This is a genomic window from Phyllobacterium sp. SYP-B3895 (assembly GCF_009647635.1).
GTDB classification, from domain to species: Bacteria; Pseudomonadota; Alphaproteobacteria; order Rhizobiales; family Rhizobiaceae; genus Phyllobacterium; species Phyllobacterium pellucidum.
In genome coordinates, this window is the sequence record NZ_WJIG01000001.1 from 475393 (window position 1) to 488467 (window position 13075).

The following is a 13075-nucleotide window of genomic DNA, read 5'->3' on the forward strand; positions in this document are numbered from 1 at the left end:
AGAGAGTAAACCGCACGGCAAGGGAGACGAGTAATGACGACGGAAGACCGGCCAGATCGTTTGACGCGCCTCGAGATTATCGTCACCGAGCAGGAGAAGACCATTGAGGAACTTTCCGGCCAGATCGCCGAGCAGTGGAAGACAATCGAAGCCATGCGCCGCCAGCTAGAGGCGTTAACCGACCGCTTCCTTGTTCTCGAAGAACACGCGACACCGGATATCCCAATCACCAAACCACCGCATTATTGAGGGTTGGCAATCAGCCTTTGGCCTTGATCGCTTCCGCCATCAACTTCACGCCGAGGGCGCCCATGACGGCGCCAGCGCCGCGGTCGATCCAACGTTTCAAGCGCATATAGACGAGGCGGGCGCGCGTACCCGAAAAGGCGAGCGCCACGATCGTGTACCATCCGGCCTCGACGCAAAAGAGCATGGGCGGGAGGGCGAGAAGCAGCCAGAGAGGCGGCGATTGTGGCATGAGAGCGGCAAAGATGCTGGCATAGACGATCGACGTCTTCGGATTGCTGAGCTGGGTGAAAAGGCCGACGAGAAATGCCCGCCGCACGGAAAGACCTCTACCCTCGCCGCTCGGACCCGAAACAGCGAGCGGTTCGGATGCGCCGCGCCAAATCTTGATGGCGAGGTAGACAAGATATGCCCCGCCGAGAAGCTTCAATACCGTGTAGAGCCATTCGAACTTGAGCAGCAGCGCAGTCAGTCCAAGAACGGCGAGCGCCGCAAAGAACGCGCCTCCGACGCCCATGCCAAGCGCCGATGCGAGCCCATGGCTTCGCGATGACGCGACGGATATGCGCGAGACGAGGACAAAACTCGGGCCTGGGCTCATGGCGCCTATGGCGATGGCGGCGAGAATGCTGAGGAGTACGGCAAAAGCAGTCACGGCGAGCTCCCTGGTTTGAATGCGCCCAGTACTAACGACGAAGCCGCCGGATGTCACCATCGGCGGCTTCTGAAGTGCTTATGAGCAAGGCTTACTTGTAGGGGCAGGCATTGTCCGTGTTGTAATTGTGGACCTTGATCTTGCCGGAGATGATATCGGCCTTGGCCGCCTCGACCGCCGTTTTGACGTCATCGGTCAAAAGCTTGGCGTTGTTTTCATCGGCCGCATAATCCACGCCGCCTTCCTTGACGCCAAGAACGTTGACACCCGCGGTGAATTTGCCGTCAGCGCCGTCCTTAAAGGCATTATAGGTTGCAACGTCGACGCGCTTCATCATCGACGTCAAAACTTTGCCCGGATGCAGGCCGTTCTGGTTGGAATCGACACCAATTGCGAGCTTGTCCGCATCAGCGGCGGCCTGCAGCACACCGATGCCGGTGCCGCCAGCGGCAGCAAAGACCACATCCGAGCCCTGGTCGATCTGTGACTTGGCGATTTCGCCGCCCTTGGCCGGATCGTTCCATGCAGCAGGGGTATCACCGGTCATGTTCTGGATGACCTTTGCATCCGGGTTCGTGGCCTTGACGCCGCCGACATAGCCGCAGGCGAAATTGCGGATGAGCGGAACGTCCATGCCGCCGATGAAGCTGACCGTCCCGGTCTTCGAAGCCTTGGCGGCGATTACGCCGACGAGGTAGGAGCCCTCATTGTCGTTGAAGACCACGGAGCGAACATTGGGCTTCTCGACAACCGCATCGATGATGACGAACTTGGTGTCAGGAAATTCCGTTGCGACCTTTTCGATCGCGGCTGCGGCCGAGAAACCGGCGATGACAATCGGCGAATTGCCGTCCGAAGCAAACTTGCGCAGGGCCTGTTCGCGCTGTGCCTCGTTCTGGATTTCGAACTCGCGATATTTGACGCCCGAGTCCGTCTTGTACTTCTCGGCGCCGTTGAACGCGGCCTCGTTGAATGATTTGTCGAACTTGCCGCCCAGATCATAGATCACGGCCGGCTTGTCATCGGCGGCAAAAGCCGAGACTGACAATGCTGTAGCGGCCATGAGACCGAGAAGAATGCGCTTCATTTGAACCAACCCTCTGGATTTTTGTTGAAAGAACCAACCTGCCGTCGATCCTCGAAATCGTGGCGGTAACCCAGGATGGCCCCCGCCCCAAAATTCAATCTGGCATGCCCGCAGGCAAATTTCACGCGGAATTTTGCTGACCGGTCAAATATTGCGCAAATATCGAGTTATGTCAGTTGGTTAGATCGGATCAGCGGGCTGCAAAGCGCCCTGCCCGCTGCTCGCGACGGTGACCGAGCGCGTAAAGCACAAAAGCCAGCGCCGCGAAGATGATGAAGGTCGGCGTTTCGAAGATCCAGAGCATCAGGGGATCCCATAGCATGGGATAGAGATGCGAGCGGATATAGTCTTCGGCTGGGACAAGGGTTGAAGGCGAGAAGGACTGCCAGCTGTCGCGCAGCGACGTCATGACCAGACGCGACGCCCCGACGGAGCGGGCAGCGTCCAGGACTGCGGCGATAATCGCCAGGCTCAGGGAAATATAGGCAAGCAGCCTTAGAAACGCACGGATCACTCAACCACTCCAGAATCTTGCGCCCTGATCGCGATCGGGCCGACAGGCATTGCCGGCGATCATAAGAGGACACGAATGAACGCGACCTTACCGGCATTTTGACGGCACGTGATGAAATTTTCGCGAAAACTCCCAGTAAAATCAGCGTCAAATTTGAGAAATTGCGGCAAAGCGCGATAAAACTGAAATAGGTGTTGAACAAGTGCCTGTTCTGACTATATTGCGCGCCGCACGGGGTCGCTGTCGGCTAACCATCGACAGCGCCGTGCATGCTTCAAAAAAGAGTGACCGATGGTTTGACGGTGCTCACGGCCGGCATTTGCGGCCGATATTATCGACCCGCCCGGCAGATGCCGGACGTTCTGCGGAGAGGTGGCCGAGTGGTTGAAGGCGCACGCCTGGAAAGTGTGTTTACGTCAAAAGCGTAACGCGGGTTCGAATCCCGCTCTCTCCGCCAGTTTCACTAAAATTCTAGAAACGCCAATCGCCTATCCTTCCCGAACATCCCGTTCGCGTCAGATGCCTCGGCGACTAGGGCCCCCGTCGCGGTGTCTTGCCATAAAACTCGATGCGGATGATTTGACCATTCGACAATTCGAACACGCCGTTTTGGCCGCCTTGCGCGGAAAATTCCGATCGGATATCCCGCCAACGCCCCATATATGCTCCGCACTCGCTGCAAAAGACCGGACCGTCATCGTTGTCTATTCGGGGAATGCTCAGATAAATTGTCCGGCATTCCTCGCACTGGAGTTTCCCGTCAATTTTTTGGGCCATGATGCGCCTCTAACTCGGTGGTCGCCCGGGCTTAGCCCACTTCTTTAGAAGTGGATGCCTGCAGCCAGCGAACAGTAAAACCGGGTCGGTCAGTGGTAACCATCAAGGCTCTGCCCGCAGCCGGACAATCGGTATTGCCGCGCCTGCTCGTTCGCGGGAACGAGCGTCAGAATCTTGTTCAGGCTGTACGAATGCTGCGCCTGGGCCCGTTCCGTCTGTGCGGCGACTGCCGCGATGATCGCTATGTCACGATGCCCCAATTCAAACAGGCGTAAAACCTGCCTTGCCAAGCGATCAGAGTAACGGTGACCGTTCGGCGATCGACCCAGGTTCTTCGATGCGCTGTCATGGGCAGCCTGCAGCACAAGCCAATCGGCAGCGAGCAGGAGATGGGGGCTGGTTATGGAATGATCGATAGGCAACATGTCTGTCTCCTCGCGGTTGAAAGGCGGGAGCAGATACTCTCAAGCGTCAGCGGCCATTGCATGCCTGACGACCACTGACTAACGCGCTCAAATCACCGTTAAGTCAATCATGCTTCGATCACATTGCCGTCGTTGGGTTTTAAGTGACCGAGAGCACTGGCATATCAGCTCAAAGCTTCGGCTGGACTTTGCGGGTCTGCTCATTTTCGAAGCGGAGGACAACGGCCTTATAGTGCGATATGAGCTGCTTGTAATGTGCCGCCGCTTCGACCGAAATGTCTACGCCTCCGTACTTTCCGGTACTGAACACCTGATCGGTTCCGGCAATAAGGCGCTCTCTTGTTGCCTGGTACTCGGCAATGACAAGCTTGAGGTGTTCGATGAAAGCGTGGCGGGCTGTCCGCACGGTATTCCTCGCCAAAATTCTAGTCCTTTCGCCATGATTCGCCGGGTCGGATAAACCGCGCAGCAGAGTCCTCGCATCGGCTCTTTGAAGTCCTGCTGTCGGCCACTATCACGAGTGTACGTCTGCAAGTGCTCGCAGACTGTCGCGGTCGCCGCTGCTCCAGATATCGATGGCTTCAAGACTATCTTCAGTGGCCATCCGTTCGTGTTTCTCTTCTGCGTCGCGGATACGATACTGGAACGAGCCACCCTGGGGCGGGAGCCTCGCCATAATCTCGAAGGTTGCAGTGCTCTTCATCGCTGCGCCGCCGCCGCTACGCAGGCGGACTTGCTGGCCGATTGCGAACCGATGTGGTGGGGTTACCGGCAACTTGTAGCGTCGGTGGATATTCATTTGTTTGTTTCCTGTTCTTTTTTCAGTGCCATTTCGAGTTCGTCATAGTCGATTGCAACAAGCTGCGTTCGATGCGCTTTCAAGCCCCTTGCCGGAACGTGGATAAAGGTCGCGACGCGCTGATAGGCGAGCCGGGACAGGCCCTCGATCATTTCCTCATCTACATCGACATCGTATTCGCCGGGTGGCTGAACCCCCTCCAATCCGCGCAAGGCGAAGGGTTCCAGGAAATGAGCAATCAAACGTTTGGTACGCGGGTTCATGCCAATTCCTCCATCACAAGCTGCACTCGGCGATTTGGAGAGCAATGGCGGGTCGAGGATTTGCGCGAAGAGCCAGATTGTGGCCAAAAGACGAGAATAGGAGGCTGAGCTTCAATTGCGCTTTAATTGCGGTTCCTCGCCAAAAGATTAAATAATAAGCCAAATATTGTAGACGCGATTTTCCATTTTACTTGCAAGGCGTAGCGGAACAAAAGTCTGAGTGCCCAGTTTGAATTATGACATGCGCCGAATTCAGAAGCATAATTATGAAAGATTCTGAAATGGCGCGCTTTTTTCAAGATTGCAAAAACAATGATGACTTATTCAGCCAATGTCTTCTCAACAAATATTCTGAGCTACGCATTCGGCGCGATGTTCCTGATCGTGCTCGCTTGGGGCTTTTTCATCGTCCGGCGGCGCATGCGAGGACGACCTTCCAACGACGAATAGGCTGCTACCGCGTGCACAGGCAAACGGGCGGCCTTTGAGCCGCCCGCCGCATATAATTCAAACCGGCCTAGTTGCCTGGCTTGTTCTTGATTGCGGCATCGATCTGCCGCTTGACAGCATCGAGGTTGAATGACGCCGGGTCCTGCATAGGCGGGTAGTCGACCGCCGTCAGCGCGAGTTTCCCGACCTCCTGCTGAACACTGACGAACCTCCAGAACTCGCGGGCGAAGAAGTCGTTCATATAACCTCCGCCGAGATCGTTGAGGCTCTGCTCGCCAATCGACGGTGTCCGCTCGAACGGGTCCTGGCGGATATTGACCATGGTCGGCATGTCAGTCGTAACCTTTGCGCCGGGCCAACCTTGTGGCTGCTGGAAGAACTGGAACTTGAAGTCGTCGATGCGCACCGCACCGAGCTGGGGTCCACCGAAATAGAAGAATTCGTGCCGTGCGGAGGGGCCTTTGCCCAGCAAGAGATCCATCTGATTGTAGCCGTCAAGATGGTTCTTATAGGTGGTTTCACCCAGTTTCACACCCTTGAGCAACTGGTCGGTGATATCGGGGTTTCCCGCTGCCGCCACCAGCGTCGGGAACCAATCAAGCGCGGAATAGATGCCGTTCTCGACCGTCCCAGGCTTGACCTTCCCCGGCCAACGGATAATTGCCGGCGCCCGGAAGCCGCCTTCCATCACGGTGCCTTTCGTGCCTTTGAAAGGTGTCATGCCCCCATCAGGCCAGGTAAATACTTCAGCACCATTGTCAGTCGTAAAGAGAACGATGGTATTGTCTGCCTCGCCCGCATCCTGGAGGCATTTCAGGATGGCGCCGACGCTGTCATCCAGTTGCGCCATTCCGGCTTCTTCGAGCCCATAGTTGGACGTGCTGTTCATGAGCGCCTGGTATTTTGGCGACAGAAACGTCCAGACGTGCATGCGAGTCGTGTTGTGCCAAACAAAAAACGGTTTGTTTTCCGTTTTGGCCTTGTCCATGAAGTCGCACGAAGCCTTGACCAGCACTTCGTCAAACGTTCCCATGTCGTACTTCGCCTTGGGGGTTATGTCGTGCATGTTCGGTACATTGGACATATCCGGGTAAGGCGCCAGTGGACCCTCGTCGACGATGCGCTGTTTGCCGACCTTGCCCCAACGCGGCTGTTCGGTCGCGTCATCGGTGTCCGTCGCAAAGCTATGCACGAGATTACGGGGCCCGACCTTGTCGCGGTATGACTGATCGTCGGGGAACGAATACCAGTAGGGATCAGACATGGCATCAAGGTGATAGAGATAGCCGAAGAACTCATCGAAGCCATGCAGCGTCGGCAGGAACTTGTTCAGATCGCCGAGATGGTTCTTCCCGAATTGCCCCGTTGCATAACCTTCGGTCTTGAGGGCGGCAGCAATGGTCGCGGCCTTGTCGGGCATCCCGACATCTGCCCCGGCCTGGCCAACTGTCGTCAGCCCGGTACGCAACGGTATTTCACCGGTAATGAAACTTGCCCGGCCGGCCGTGCAACTCGCTTCAGCGTAGTAGTCGGTGAACATCATGCCCTCGGACGCCAGCTTGTCGAGGTTGGGGGTTTTGCCGGACATGATGCCCCGGTGATAGGCGCCGATGTTGAACCAGCCGACATCGTCGCCCATGATGACGACAATATTGGGCTTGCTGTTTTGAGCCTGCGCCGTATTTGCGACCGGCGATAGAAACGTACCAGTCAATGCCACTGCCGCGGCAAAGTATTTGAGCCTACTTGAACCCATGACCGTAACCTCCGTTGGCGGCGGGCCCACGCTGCCGGGCAGAGGCTTTGGCTATGATGGGCCACGCGCATGGAAAGGTTACTGCAATAAGGAAGGCCAGACAGGTAACTTACGGTAGGCTACATCCGGAGCGCGCCCCCGCATCTATTGTCACGGATACTTTTTGATGCAGGCAGCAGCCTTCCTATGGCCGTTGACTGCCGGCAAGCACCGTCCTGCGAGCGTTGCCAGCGGTGCCCCATAGATCGATGATTGCGGCGTGATATAGGGCGGTTCGATCTTGTTTCCCATGCAGCCGACGAGCGCGAGCGCTGCAAGCGTCAAGGCAAAGGCTTTCATTCGTGTGTCCCCCGATCAAAACTTGATCGGGCTCAGAATATCACGCCGGCAAAGTGCCGTCAGGGCATCCCTTTGGGCAGGGTGGATTGACGAGCCGCGGGTCTCAGGACCCGTTCACGAGTTGCAGGATGAGACGGTGAACATTGCCGCCCTCGCTCATTTCGTCCTGGTCGAAATCCCGGCTCTTCTGCCGCTGCGCCAGCGACAATGCGGAAAGGCGTCGGGTCATCTCAGACCTGATCTTCTGGCATTTGGGATCATCGGGCACGGACAGTCCGACGGTAGACGCCTCGATTGCCTTGACCATCTCCTTGATCGTATCGCCATGGACCCTTTCATGGGTCTCGATGCCGCTTATGAAGGTCTCCCAACCAGCTCGGACGGATGGCGGCAAAGGCTCGGCGGGCTTCGGAAGCGTATAGGTGATGATCAGCTTCGGCTGCGCCGACACCAGCGTGCAGGCGGTGCCCTGATTTTGGTAGTTTCGCCGCCATGTCAATTTGAAGTTTGTGTGAGCGATGGTGCGGACCTTGCCGCCGCCCAGTTGCGGACCGCGCTCTCCAATAGAGGCGTAGAGTTCGGCGCCCGACTTGCCCCGGATTGCGTAGGTTTCGACCTGTTCGACCGCCTGCCAGGCAGCTTTGACCGTCGCTGGAAGCACAATAAGGCACGTGGCAACGAGCGCGCGCTGGACGATCCTGTTCACGTGAGCCCCCGCTCAGTTCGATATCGATGGAAATGCCCCTTCCGGCGAGCGGAAGGGGCAACGGAAGGTCAGTTCGCCGAAGCGAGCGTCATCGACGTTCCGGTCGCGGCCAGGTTCAAGCCAATCTGACCGGTCACGCTTATTGCCTGCAGGTGAATTGAACCTGCGGTGCCGCCAAACAGCACGTTGGTGCCGATACCCGCGCCGATGGTGGCCTCCGCGGTCGCGCCGCTATAGACACCAGCCAGCGAGCCCCGATGATAGCCGGCCGTTGGTGCGAACACCGCCCACAGCAAGCGGCTTTGTGTCGTGAAGCCGAGGTCGACGCCGAGTTTCCTGATCGCACCTGAGTAGCGCTCCGAACGATCACCGGTCAGGCTGGAACGGAAAATGCAGTCGATCTCTTTTGCCGAGCCTAAAAGATAGCCGACACCGCCGCCGATCGTGCAGTCGAGAAAGCCGATCCTGACGCCGCCGCGCGCATCCGGGCTCTGGTAGCGCGCCATATCAGCGGCATTGGCGGAGCCCGCTCCAACGCCTGCCAGCAAAGCTCCAGTAAGCACCATTGCAAAGGTCTTTTTCATGATTTTCTCCTTAAGATTCGGCCTGCGGACCTTGGGTATTTAATCGTCGGCTACGGTTGGGGCAACGGTTTCCACGCAGAACGGTTCCAATTGGGACAATTGGAACGGATGATGTCAACAGCATGTTTGGATGCGCAAATTTCAGACACTTGATAGTACCTCCTGCTTTGGGTCAATTTGAAGGCATCGCGTTGATAAGCTGCGCTAATTTGATTCGAGAAGCGCAACAACGCGCATCAAAAGCCGAGCATGTTCTTGACGCCGTGCCAGGCCTGGTCCTTCGCCTCGATGAAAGGCGGAGGCGGCAGCACCTGCGGCGGCGCCGTGCGCTTCTGCCCGTCCTTGACCAGATCCAGCATGTGAATTTCACCGTCTGTGAAATATCGGCTTCCTTCGCCATTGCGCCCATTCAGCGTCGGGCCGACCCCGGAAACCTCGTAGATGGCGTTGACCATCCCGGCCTCACTGAGACTGCCCGCGAAAAAGTCCCGCTCCCGGTCGACATCGGGTGAAATGTCATGCGTCACCTGGCCGGTATATTCGCTGACGCCGACATGCGCATCATACGTCGCAGAACCCAGCCACACCGGGCGTCCTTCCTCGCCTGACTGCAGCACTTCCCACAGGCGGACATGGTGGCGATGGCGGGCGCTGTCCCCCACGGGTTTTTCGTAGGCAAGGTCCTCATGGCGCCCATCGTAGAACAGCGGGCTAACGGGCGCGCTCTTGTATGCCCGGTCGAAGACGACGCTGCCGATGATATCGATGCTCGATCGCAGGGTCACGGGATCGGCAGGATACCATCCGGCAGCGTGCATGACGCGAACGACATCCTTGCGGCTGCCGATCAATCCAACATTCAAGGGATCGCCAGGCATACCGCCCGCCGTCATCGTCACCATCGGGCGCTGTGCAAGACCGGGCTGGCGCTCGTAATGGGTCCAGGCGGCTGGCAGGATCACATATGCCAGCAGGAGGTAAACCGCGACCACGACTCCAAGCCCGATGAGCAAGCGCTTCATGTTTCCCCCGCGCGATTCCCCCAGATACGCAGATTGATCTTCGCACGGCTTGGCAAAATACGAAATGCAATCTGTGGATGCAGGTCGGGCTAGGCCTGTTCCGGGAGGAGTGGTAGGAATAACGTGCACTCGCTTGACCCGGATCGTTCATGGCCCCACGACCCATTTCAATCCATCGCTATCTTATCCCGATTGCCTGCCTTGCCCTTGCGGTCGGCATTCAAGTGGCGAAGGTGCCGGTCGGCGCCGGGCGTCACGGCATCGGCATTGTTGTTTCCGCGCTTGCAATCGCCTTGCTCCTTGCCACCGTGTTTGTCGTCCTGCAGCATGCGGAAGGCCTGGCGCTACGCCTCGGGCAACCTTACGGCACATTGCTCCTTACCTTTGCCGTTACCACTGTGGAAGTTTCGATCATCCTCGCAATGATGCTGCATGGGGAAAATAACCCGACACTGGCGCGGGAATCGGTGTTCTCGACGGTCATGATCGTTTGTGCCGGGGTCGTGGGTCTTTGCCTTACGCTTGGCAGTATGCAGCACCGCCAGCAGGAGATGAAACGGCAAGGCACGAGCGCGATTCTTTCCGTGCTTACGGCGCTTGCCGTCCTGACGCTGATCCTGCCGAATTTCACCCTGCATGACGCACCCGGCACATTTTCGCGTTTACAGCTCACCTTCGTGAGCATTTGCTCTGCCTTGCTCTACGGAAGCTTCGTCTTCGCGCAGACGGTTCGGCACCGCGATGATTTCGTCGATGACATCGGTGACGCCGGAGGCACACACGCCGGGCACGCACATCCCGGCGAAGGTTCGTGGATCAACGCCGTCCTTTTGATGATCGGGCTTTTCGGCATTGTCCTCCTCGCTGAACGGGTGGCAATCGGCGTCGAGAACGGTCTCGATGCGATCGGCGTCCAGCAGGCGGACGCAATTGTCGGCGCGCTCATTGCAACGCTGGTCCTCTTGCCCGAGGCCCTGTCGGCAATCCGCGCCGCCATGAACAACGAATTGCAGCGCAGTCTCAACATTGCGCTCGGATCGGCGCTCGCGACGATCGGCCTGACAATCCCGTCCATCGGCATTGCCAGCGTCATTACCGGCCGCGAACTGACGCTCGGCCTGCCCGGGGGCGACTCGGTGTTGCTTGCCCTTATTCTCGGCATAAGCATCCACAGTTTCGGGACGGGAAGAACCAACGTGTTGACGGGTCTCGTTCATCTCGTGGTCTTCGTCGCCTTCATCCTTCTCGTCACCACCAAATAGGCAGACTGAAATGCAGGACAGGTTCCTCTTCGACGGCAGTGACGATGCGCCGGTCACCATTCTGCTCGCACATGGCGCCGGCGCGCCGATGGACTCTGCTTCGATGACCGCAATGGCCAAGGCTCTCGCCGAAGCGGGCTTTCGGGTGGCGCGGTTCGAGTTTGCTTATATGGCGGCGCGACGCACCTCGGCAGGACGCAAGCCGCCACCGCGTGCCGAGACGCTCAAACCCGAGTATATCGACGCCATCGCCGCGCTCGGCAAACCGCAGCGCCTGATTATCGGCGGCAAATCGATGGGCGGCAGGGTTGCCAGCATGATCGCCGATGAACTCCATGCGGCTGGCGCGATCAGCGGATTGCTCTGCCTCGGTTATCCGTTCCACCCGCCGGCCAAACCGCACCAACTGCGTACGAAGCATTTTGCAGGATTGATGACGCCGACCTTGATCTGCCAGGGAACGCGCGACGAATTCGGCAGGAGGGAGGAGGTCGCGGGCTACGACCTTTCCGACAAGATCGAAATCCTCTGGCTCGAAGATGGCGACCACGATCTCAAGCCACGCAAGAGCATATCCGGCTTTTCGGCCGCCGATCACCTGAAGACACTGGCCGCCACAGTTGCGGGCTGGGCAGAGGGCCTGAAGCGTTAGGTCGTTTCAGGCGATTGACCAGCCGCCGTCGACGAGCAGGTTCAACCCTGTGATCAATGATGCGGCCGGTGATGCCAGGAAAATGACGGCGCCCACCACATCGCGGGTTTCGCCGATCCGTCCGAGTGGGATGTGCGCGAGCGTCTGGTCATGGAAATCCTTGTCGGCAAGCGCGGGCCTGGTCCCGTCTGTCCAGATGAAGGTGGGTGCGACCGTGTTGACGGTTATCCCATAGGGCGCCCATTCAGCGGCAAGGCACCGGCTCAGATGGTTGATCGCGGCCTTGCTCATGCAATAGATCGCCTCGCCGCGCAGCGTAACGGTACCCGCTTGCGAACTAATGCTGATGATGCGGCCTGCCTTGCGGTCGATCATGTGGCGGGCAACAGTCTGGGTCATCAGGAACGTGCCCTTGATATTGACCTGCAGAATCTCGTCAACCGCCGCTTCCGAAACGCGTTCGGCAAGATCGCCCGGCGCAACGCCGACATTGTTGACGAGCACATCGATGCGCCCGAATTGTTGCAGAGCGGCCTCGACCGCACTTTCTATGTCCGCGCGCTGCGAAATATCGAGTCGTACCGGCAGGACCTTGCGTCCCATGGCCTCGATTTCCGCGATCAGAGCGGATGAACCCGAAATGTCGCGCAAGCCGAGGACGATGTCGGAGCCAGCGGCAGCACAGGCAAGTGCGCAGGCTCTGCCTATGCCGCGCGATGCGCCGGTGACCAGCGTTACCTTGCCGTCCAGACTGAAGTTGGGTGCATGTTCGCTCGGCTGTGCCACGATTTATCCTCCTCGTTCTCCCAAGGCAGACCATAGCATGGAGGTGTGAAATCGGCCTAGAGATGGTCAGGCGAAGGCGCCGAGCCGCAATCCCTCGATCCAGTTCTTGCCGATCCGGATGCCTTCCTCGGGCTGGAATGCCTCGGGATTCAAGCACCAGGCGAGCCAGAGGCCGTCCATCAGCGCCGTGAAGCCGATAGCGGCAAGGCGCGGACTGGCTATCGCGCAGCCCTCCGCCTCGGCATAGTCCGTAATCAGTTTCTCCACGGTGACGACATAGGCGGTATATTCGCCCTTCTGCGAGGCGCTCATGCGCGGCGAGTGCAGGATCAGGCCCCAGAAAACGACCCAAACGCCAAGCACGTCGCGATCGAACAGCGCCGGCGAGAATGAGTTCTCGACAAAGGCTTCCAGCCTTGCCTTGGGTTCGGGCAAAGCGCTGTCAACGGCCGTCATGACCGTATCAAGCATGCCATCGGACATGATGTCGAAGGCATGGGCCACCAATTCGTTTATCTCGCCGAAATGATGGGTGATCAGCCCTTGCGTGACGCCCGCCTCCATGGCGATCTGCCGCGCCGATACCCCGGCATTTCCATGCCGGACGATGCAGCGCAGAGCCGCCTCGGCCAATTGCCGGCGGCGATCCTCCGGAGCTTCACGGCGGAACCCGGCCCGCGTTCTGACACCTGATTTGGACTTGGCCAAGATCAATTTCCCGTCGCTTTGTCACATCGAAGGATCGGGGGCGA

Annotated in this window: 17 protein-coding genes and 1 tRNA gene; 4 read left to right on the forward strand and 14 right to left on the reverse strand. The window is 58.4% G+C overall.

The features are described from left to right. Window positions 1–33: 33 nt before the first annotated feature. On the forward strand, window positions 34–249 hold the full coding sequence (locus GF108_RS02280; protein ID WP_153666708.1) for a SlyX family protein: 216 nt from the start codon (window positions 34–36) through the stop codon (window positions 247–249). Window positions 250–259: 10 nt separating this feature from the next. On the opposite strand, the gene GF108_RS02285 is transcribed toward GF108_RS02280, so the two are convergent. The 3 genes from GF108_RS02285 to GF108_RS02295 all read right to left on the reverse strand — a co-directional run bounded on the left by GF108_RS02285 (window position 260) and on the right by GF108_RS02295 (window position 2502). Beyond that, window positions 260–901 (reverse strand): LysE family translocator, encoded by a 642-nt coding sequence (locus tag GF108_RS02285; protein ID WP_370462050.1) that lies wholly within the window; start codon window positions 899–901, stop codon window positions 260–262. 91 nt (window positions 902–992) lie between these two features. Then, window positions 993–1988 (reverse strand): BMP family protein, encoded by a 996-nt coding sequence (locus GF108_RS02290; RefSeq protein ID WP_027230697.1) that lies wholly within the window; start codon window positions 1986–1988, stop codon window positions 993–995. Window positions 1989–2178: 190 nt separating this feature from the next. Then, the gene (locus GF108_RS02295; protein WP_113281142.1) at window positions 2179–2502 is read right to left on the reverse strand and encodes a hypothetical protein; all 324 of its coding nucleotides are present in this window, start codon (window positions 2500–2502) and stop codon (window positions 2179–2181) included. Window positions 2503–2868: 366 nt separating this feature from the next. On the opposite strand from GF108_RS02295, the gene GF108_RS02300 reads away from it, so the two are divergent. Next, window positions 2869–2959 (forward strand) — tRNA-Ser (locus tag GF108_RS02300). Between the two features lie 409 nt (window positions 2960–3368). Here the strand turns inward: GF108_RS02300 and GF108_RS02305 are convergent. From GF108_RS02305 to GF108_RS02345, 9 genes are all read right to left on the reverse strand, one after another. Next, window positions 3369–3704 carry a hypothetical protein gene (locus tag GF108_RS02305; RefSeq protein ID WP_153666710.1) on the reverse strand — a complete coding sequence of 112 codons (336 nt, stop codon included), beginning with the start codon at window positions 3702–3704 and terminating at the stop codon, window positions 3369–3371. 169 nt (window positions 3705–3873) lie between these two features. After that, window positions 3874–4110: a hypothetical protein gene (locus GF108_RS02310; RefSeq protein ID WP_153666711.1), complete on the reverse strand. Its 237-nt coding sequence runs from the start codon at window positions 4108–4110 to the stop codon at window positions 3874–3876. Between the two features lie 108 nt (window positions 4111–4218). Then, window positions 4219–4503, reverse strand: coding sequence for a hypothetical protein (locus tag GF108_RS02315; protein ID WP_210386047.1), 285 nt, complete (start codon window positions 4501–4503; stop codon window positions 4219–4221). Then, window positions 4500–4766, reverse strand: coding sequence for a hypothetical protein (locus tag GF108_RS02320; protein WP_153666712.1), 267 nt, complete (start codon window positions 4764–4766; stop codon window positions 4500–4502). The genes GF108_RS02315 and GF108_RS02320 overlap by 4 nt, the downstream gene beginning before the upstream one ends. Window positions 4767–5283: 517 nt before the next feature. After that, window positions 5284–6972 carry an arylsulfatase gene (locus tag GF108_RS02325; protein WP_153666713.1) on the reverse strand — a complete coding sequence of 563 codons (1689 nt, stop codon included), beginning with the start codon at window positions 6970–6972 and terminating at the stop codon, window positions 5284–5286. A 150-nt stretch (window positions 6973–7122) separates the two neighbouring features. After that, window positions 7123–7311: a hypothetical protein gene (locus tag GF108_RS02330; RefSeq protein WP_153666714.1), complete on the reverse strand. Its 189-nt coding sequence runs from the start codon at window positions 7309–7311 to the stop codon at window positions 7123–7125. A 103-nt stretch (window positions 7312–7414) separates the two neighbouring features. Then, window positions 7415–8017, reverse strand: coding sequence for a DUF922 domain-containing Zn-dependent protease (locus GF108_RS02335; RefSeq protein WP_370462051.1), 603 nt, complete (start codon window positions 8015–8017; stop codon window positions 7415–7417). 68 nt (window positions 8018–8085) lie between these two features. After that, window positions 8086–8601 (reverse strand): DUF992 domain-containing protein, encoded by a 516-nt coding sequence (locus GF108_RS02340; protein ID WP_153666715.1) that lies wholly within the window; start codon window positions 8599–8601, stop codon window positions 8086–8088. A 236-nt stretch (window positions 8602–8837) separates the two neighbouring features. Further along, entirely contained in the window at window positions 8838–9623 is a 786-nt protein-coding gene (locus GF108_RS02345) for an LssY C-terminal domain-containing protein (RefSeq protein WP_153666716.1), read from the reverse strand. A gap of 149 nt (window positions 9624–9772) precedes the next feature. Between GF108_RS02345 and GF108_RS02350 the strand changes: the two genes are divergently transcribed. Beyond that, window positions 9773–10885 carry a calcium:proton antiporter gene (locus tag GF108_RS02350; RefSeq protein ID WP_153666717.1) on the forward strand — a complete coding sequence of 371 codons (1113 nt, stop codon included), beginning with the start codon at window positions 9773–9775 and terminating at the stop codon, window positions 10883–10885. A gap of 10 nt (window positions 10886–10895) precedes the next feature. After that, window positions 10896–11537, forward strand: coding sequence for an alpha/beta family hydrolase (locus tag GF108_RS02355; protein ID WP_153666718.1), 642 nt, complete (start codon window positions 10896–10898; stop codon window positions 11535–11537). 6 nt (window positions 11538–11543) lie between these two features. On the opposite strand, the gene GF108_RS02360 is transcribed toward GF108_RS02355, so the two are convergent. Beyond that, a complete protein-coding gene (locus GF108_RS02360; RefSeq protein ID WP_370462052.1) occupies window positions 11544–12323 on the reverse strand; it encodes an SDR family NAD(P)-dependent oxidoreductase in 780 nt (259 codons plus the stop codon). A gap of 66 nt (window positions 12324–12389) precedes the next feature. Then, on the reverse strand, window positions 12390–13031 hold the full coding sequence (locus GF108_RS02365; protein WP_051614672.1) for a TetR/AcrR family transcriptional regulator: 642 nt from the start codon (window positions 13029–13031) through the stop codon (window positions 12390–12392). Window positions 13032–13075 lie beyond the last annotated feature (44 nt).

Excerpts from the sequence above, each read along its gene's own strand:
- GF108_RS02280 (WP_153666708.1), top strand. The coding sequence starts at position 34 with ATGACGACGGAAGACCGGCCAGATCGTTTGACGCGCCTCGAGATTATC.
- GF108_RS02290 (WP_027230697.1), bottom strand. The coding sequence starts at position 1,988 with ATGAAGCGCATTCTTCTCGGTCTCATGGCCGCTACAGCATTGTCAGTC.
- GF108_RS02305 (WP_153666710.1), bottom strand. The coding sequence starts at position 3,704 with ATGTTGCCTATCGATCATTCCATAACCAGCCCCCATCTCCTGCTCGCT.
- GF108_RS02315 (WP_210386047.1), bottom strand. The coding sequence starts at position 4,503 with ATGAATATCCACCGACGCTACAAGTTGCCGGTAACCCCACCACATCGG.
- GF108_RS02320 (WP_153666712.1), bottom strand. The coding sequence starts at position 4,766 with ATGAACCCGCGTACCAAACGTTTGATTGCTCATTTCCTGGAACCCTTC.
- GF108_RS02325 (WP_153666713.1), bottom strand. The coding sequence starts at position 6,972 with ATGGGTTCAAGTAGGCTCAAATACTTTGCCGCGGCAGTGGCATTGACT.
- GF108_RS02330 (WP_153666714.1), bottom strand. The coding sequence starts at position 7,311 with ATGAAAGCCTTTGCCTTGACGCTTGCAGCGCTCGCGCTCGTCGGCTGC.
- GF108_RS02340 (WP_153666715.1), bottom strand. The coding sequence starts at position 8,601 with ATGAAAAAGACCTTTGCAATGGTGCTTACTGGAGCTTTGCTGGCAGGC.
- GF108_RS02345 (WP_153666716.1), bottom strand. The coding sequence starts at position 9,623 with ATGAAGCGCTTGCTCATCGGGCTTGGAGTCGTGGTCGCGGTTTACCTC.
- GF108_RS02350 (WP_153666717.1), top strand. The coding sequence starts at position 9,773 with ATGGCCCCACGACCCATTTCAATCCATCGCTATCTTATCCCGATTGCC.
- GF108_RS02355 (WP_153666718.1), top strand. The coding sequence starts at position 10,896 with ATGCAGGACAGGTTCCTCTTCGACGGCAGTGACGATGCGCCGGTCACC.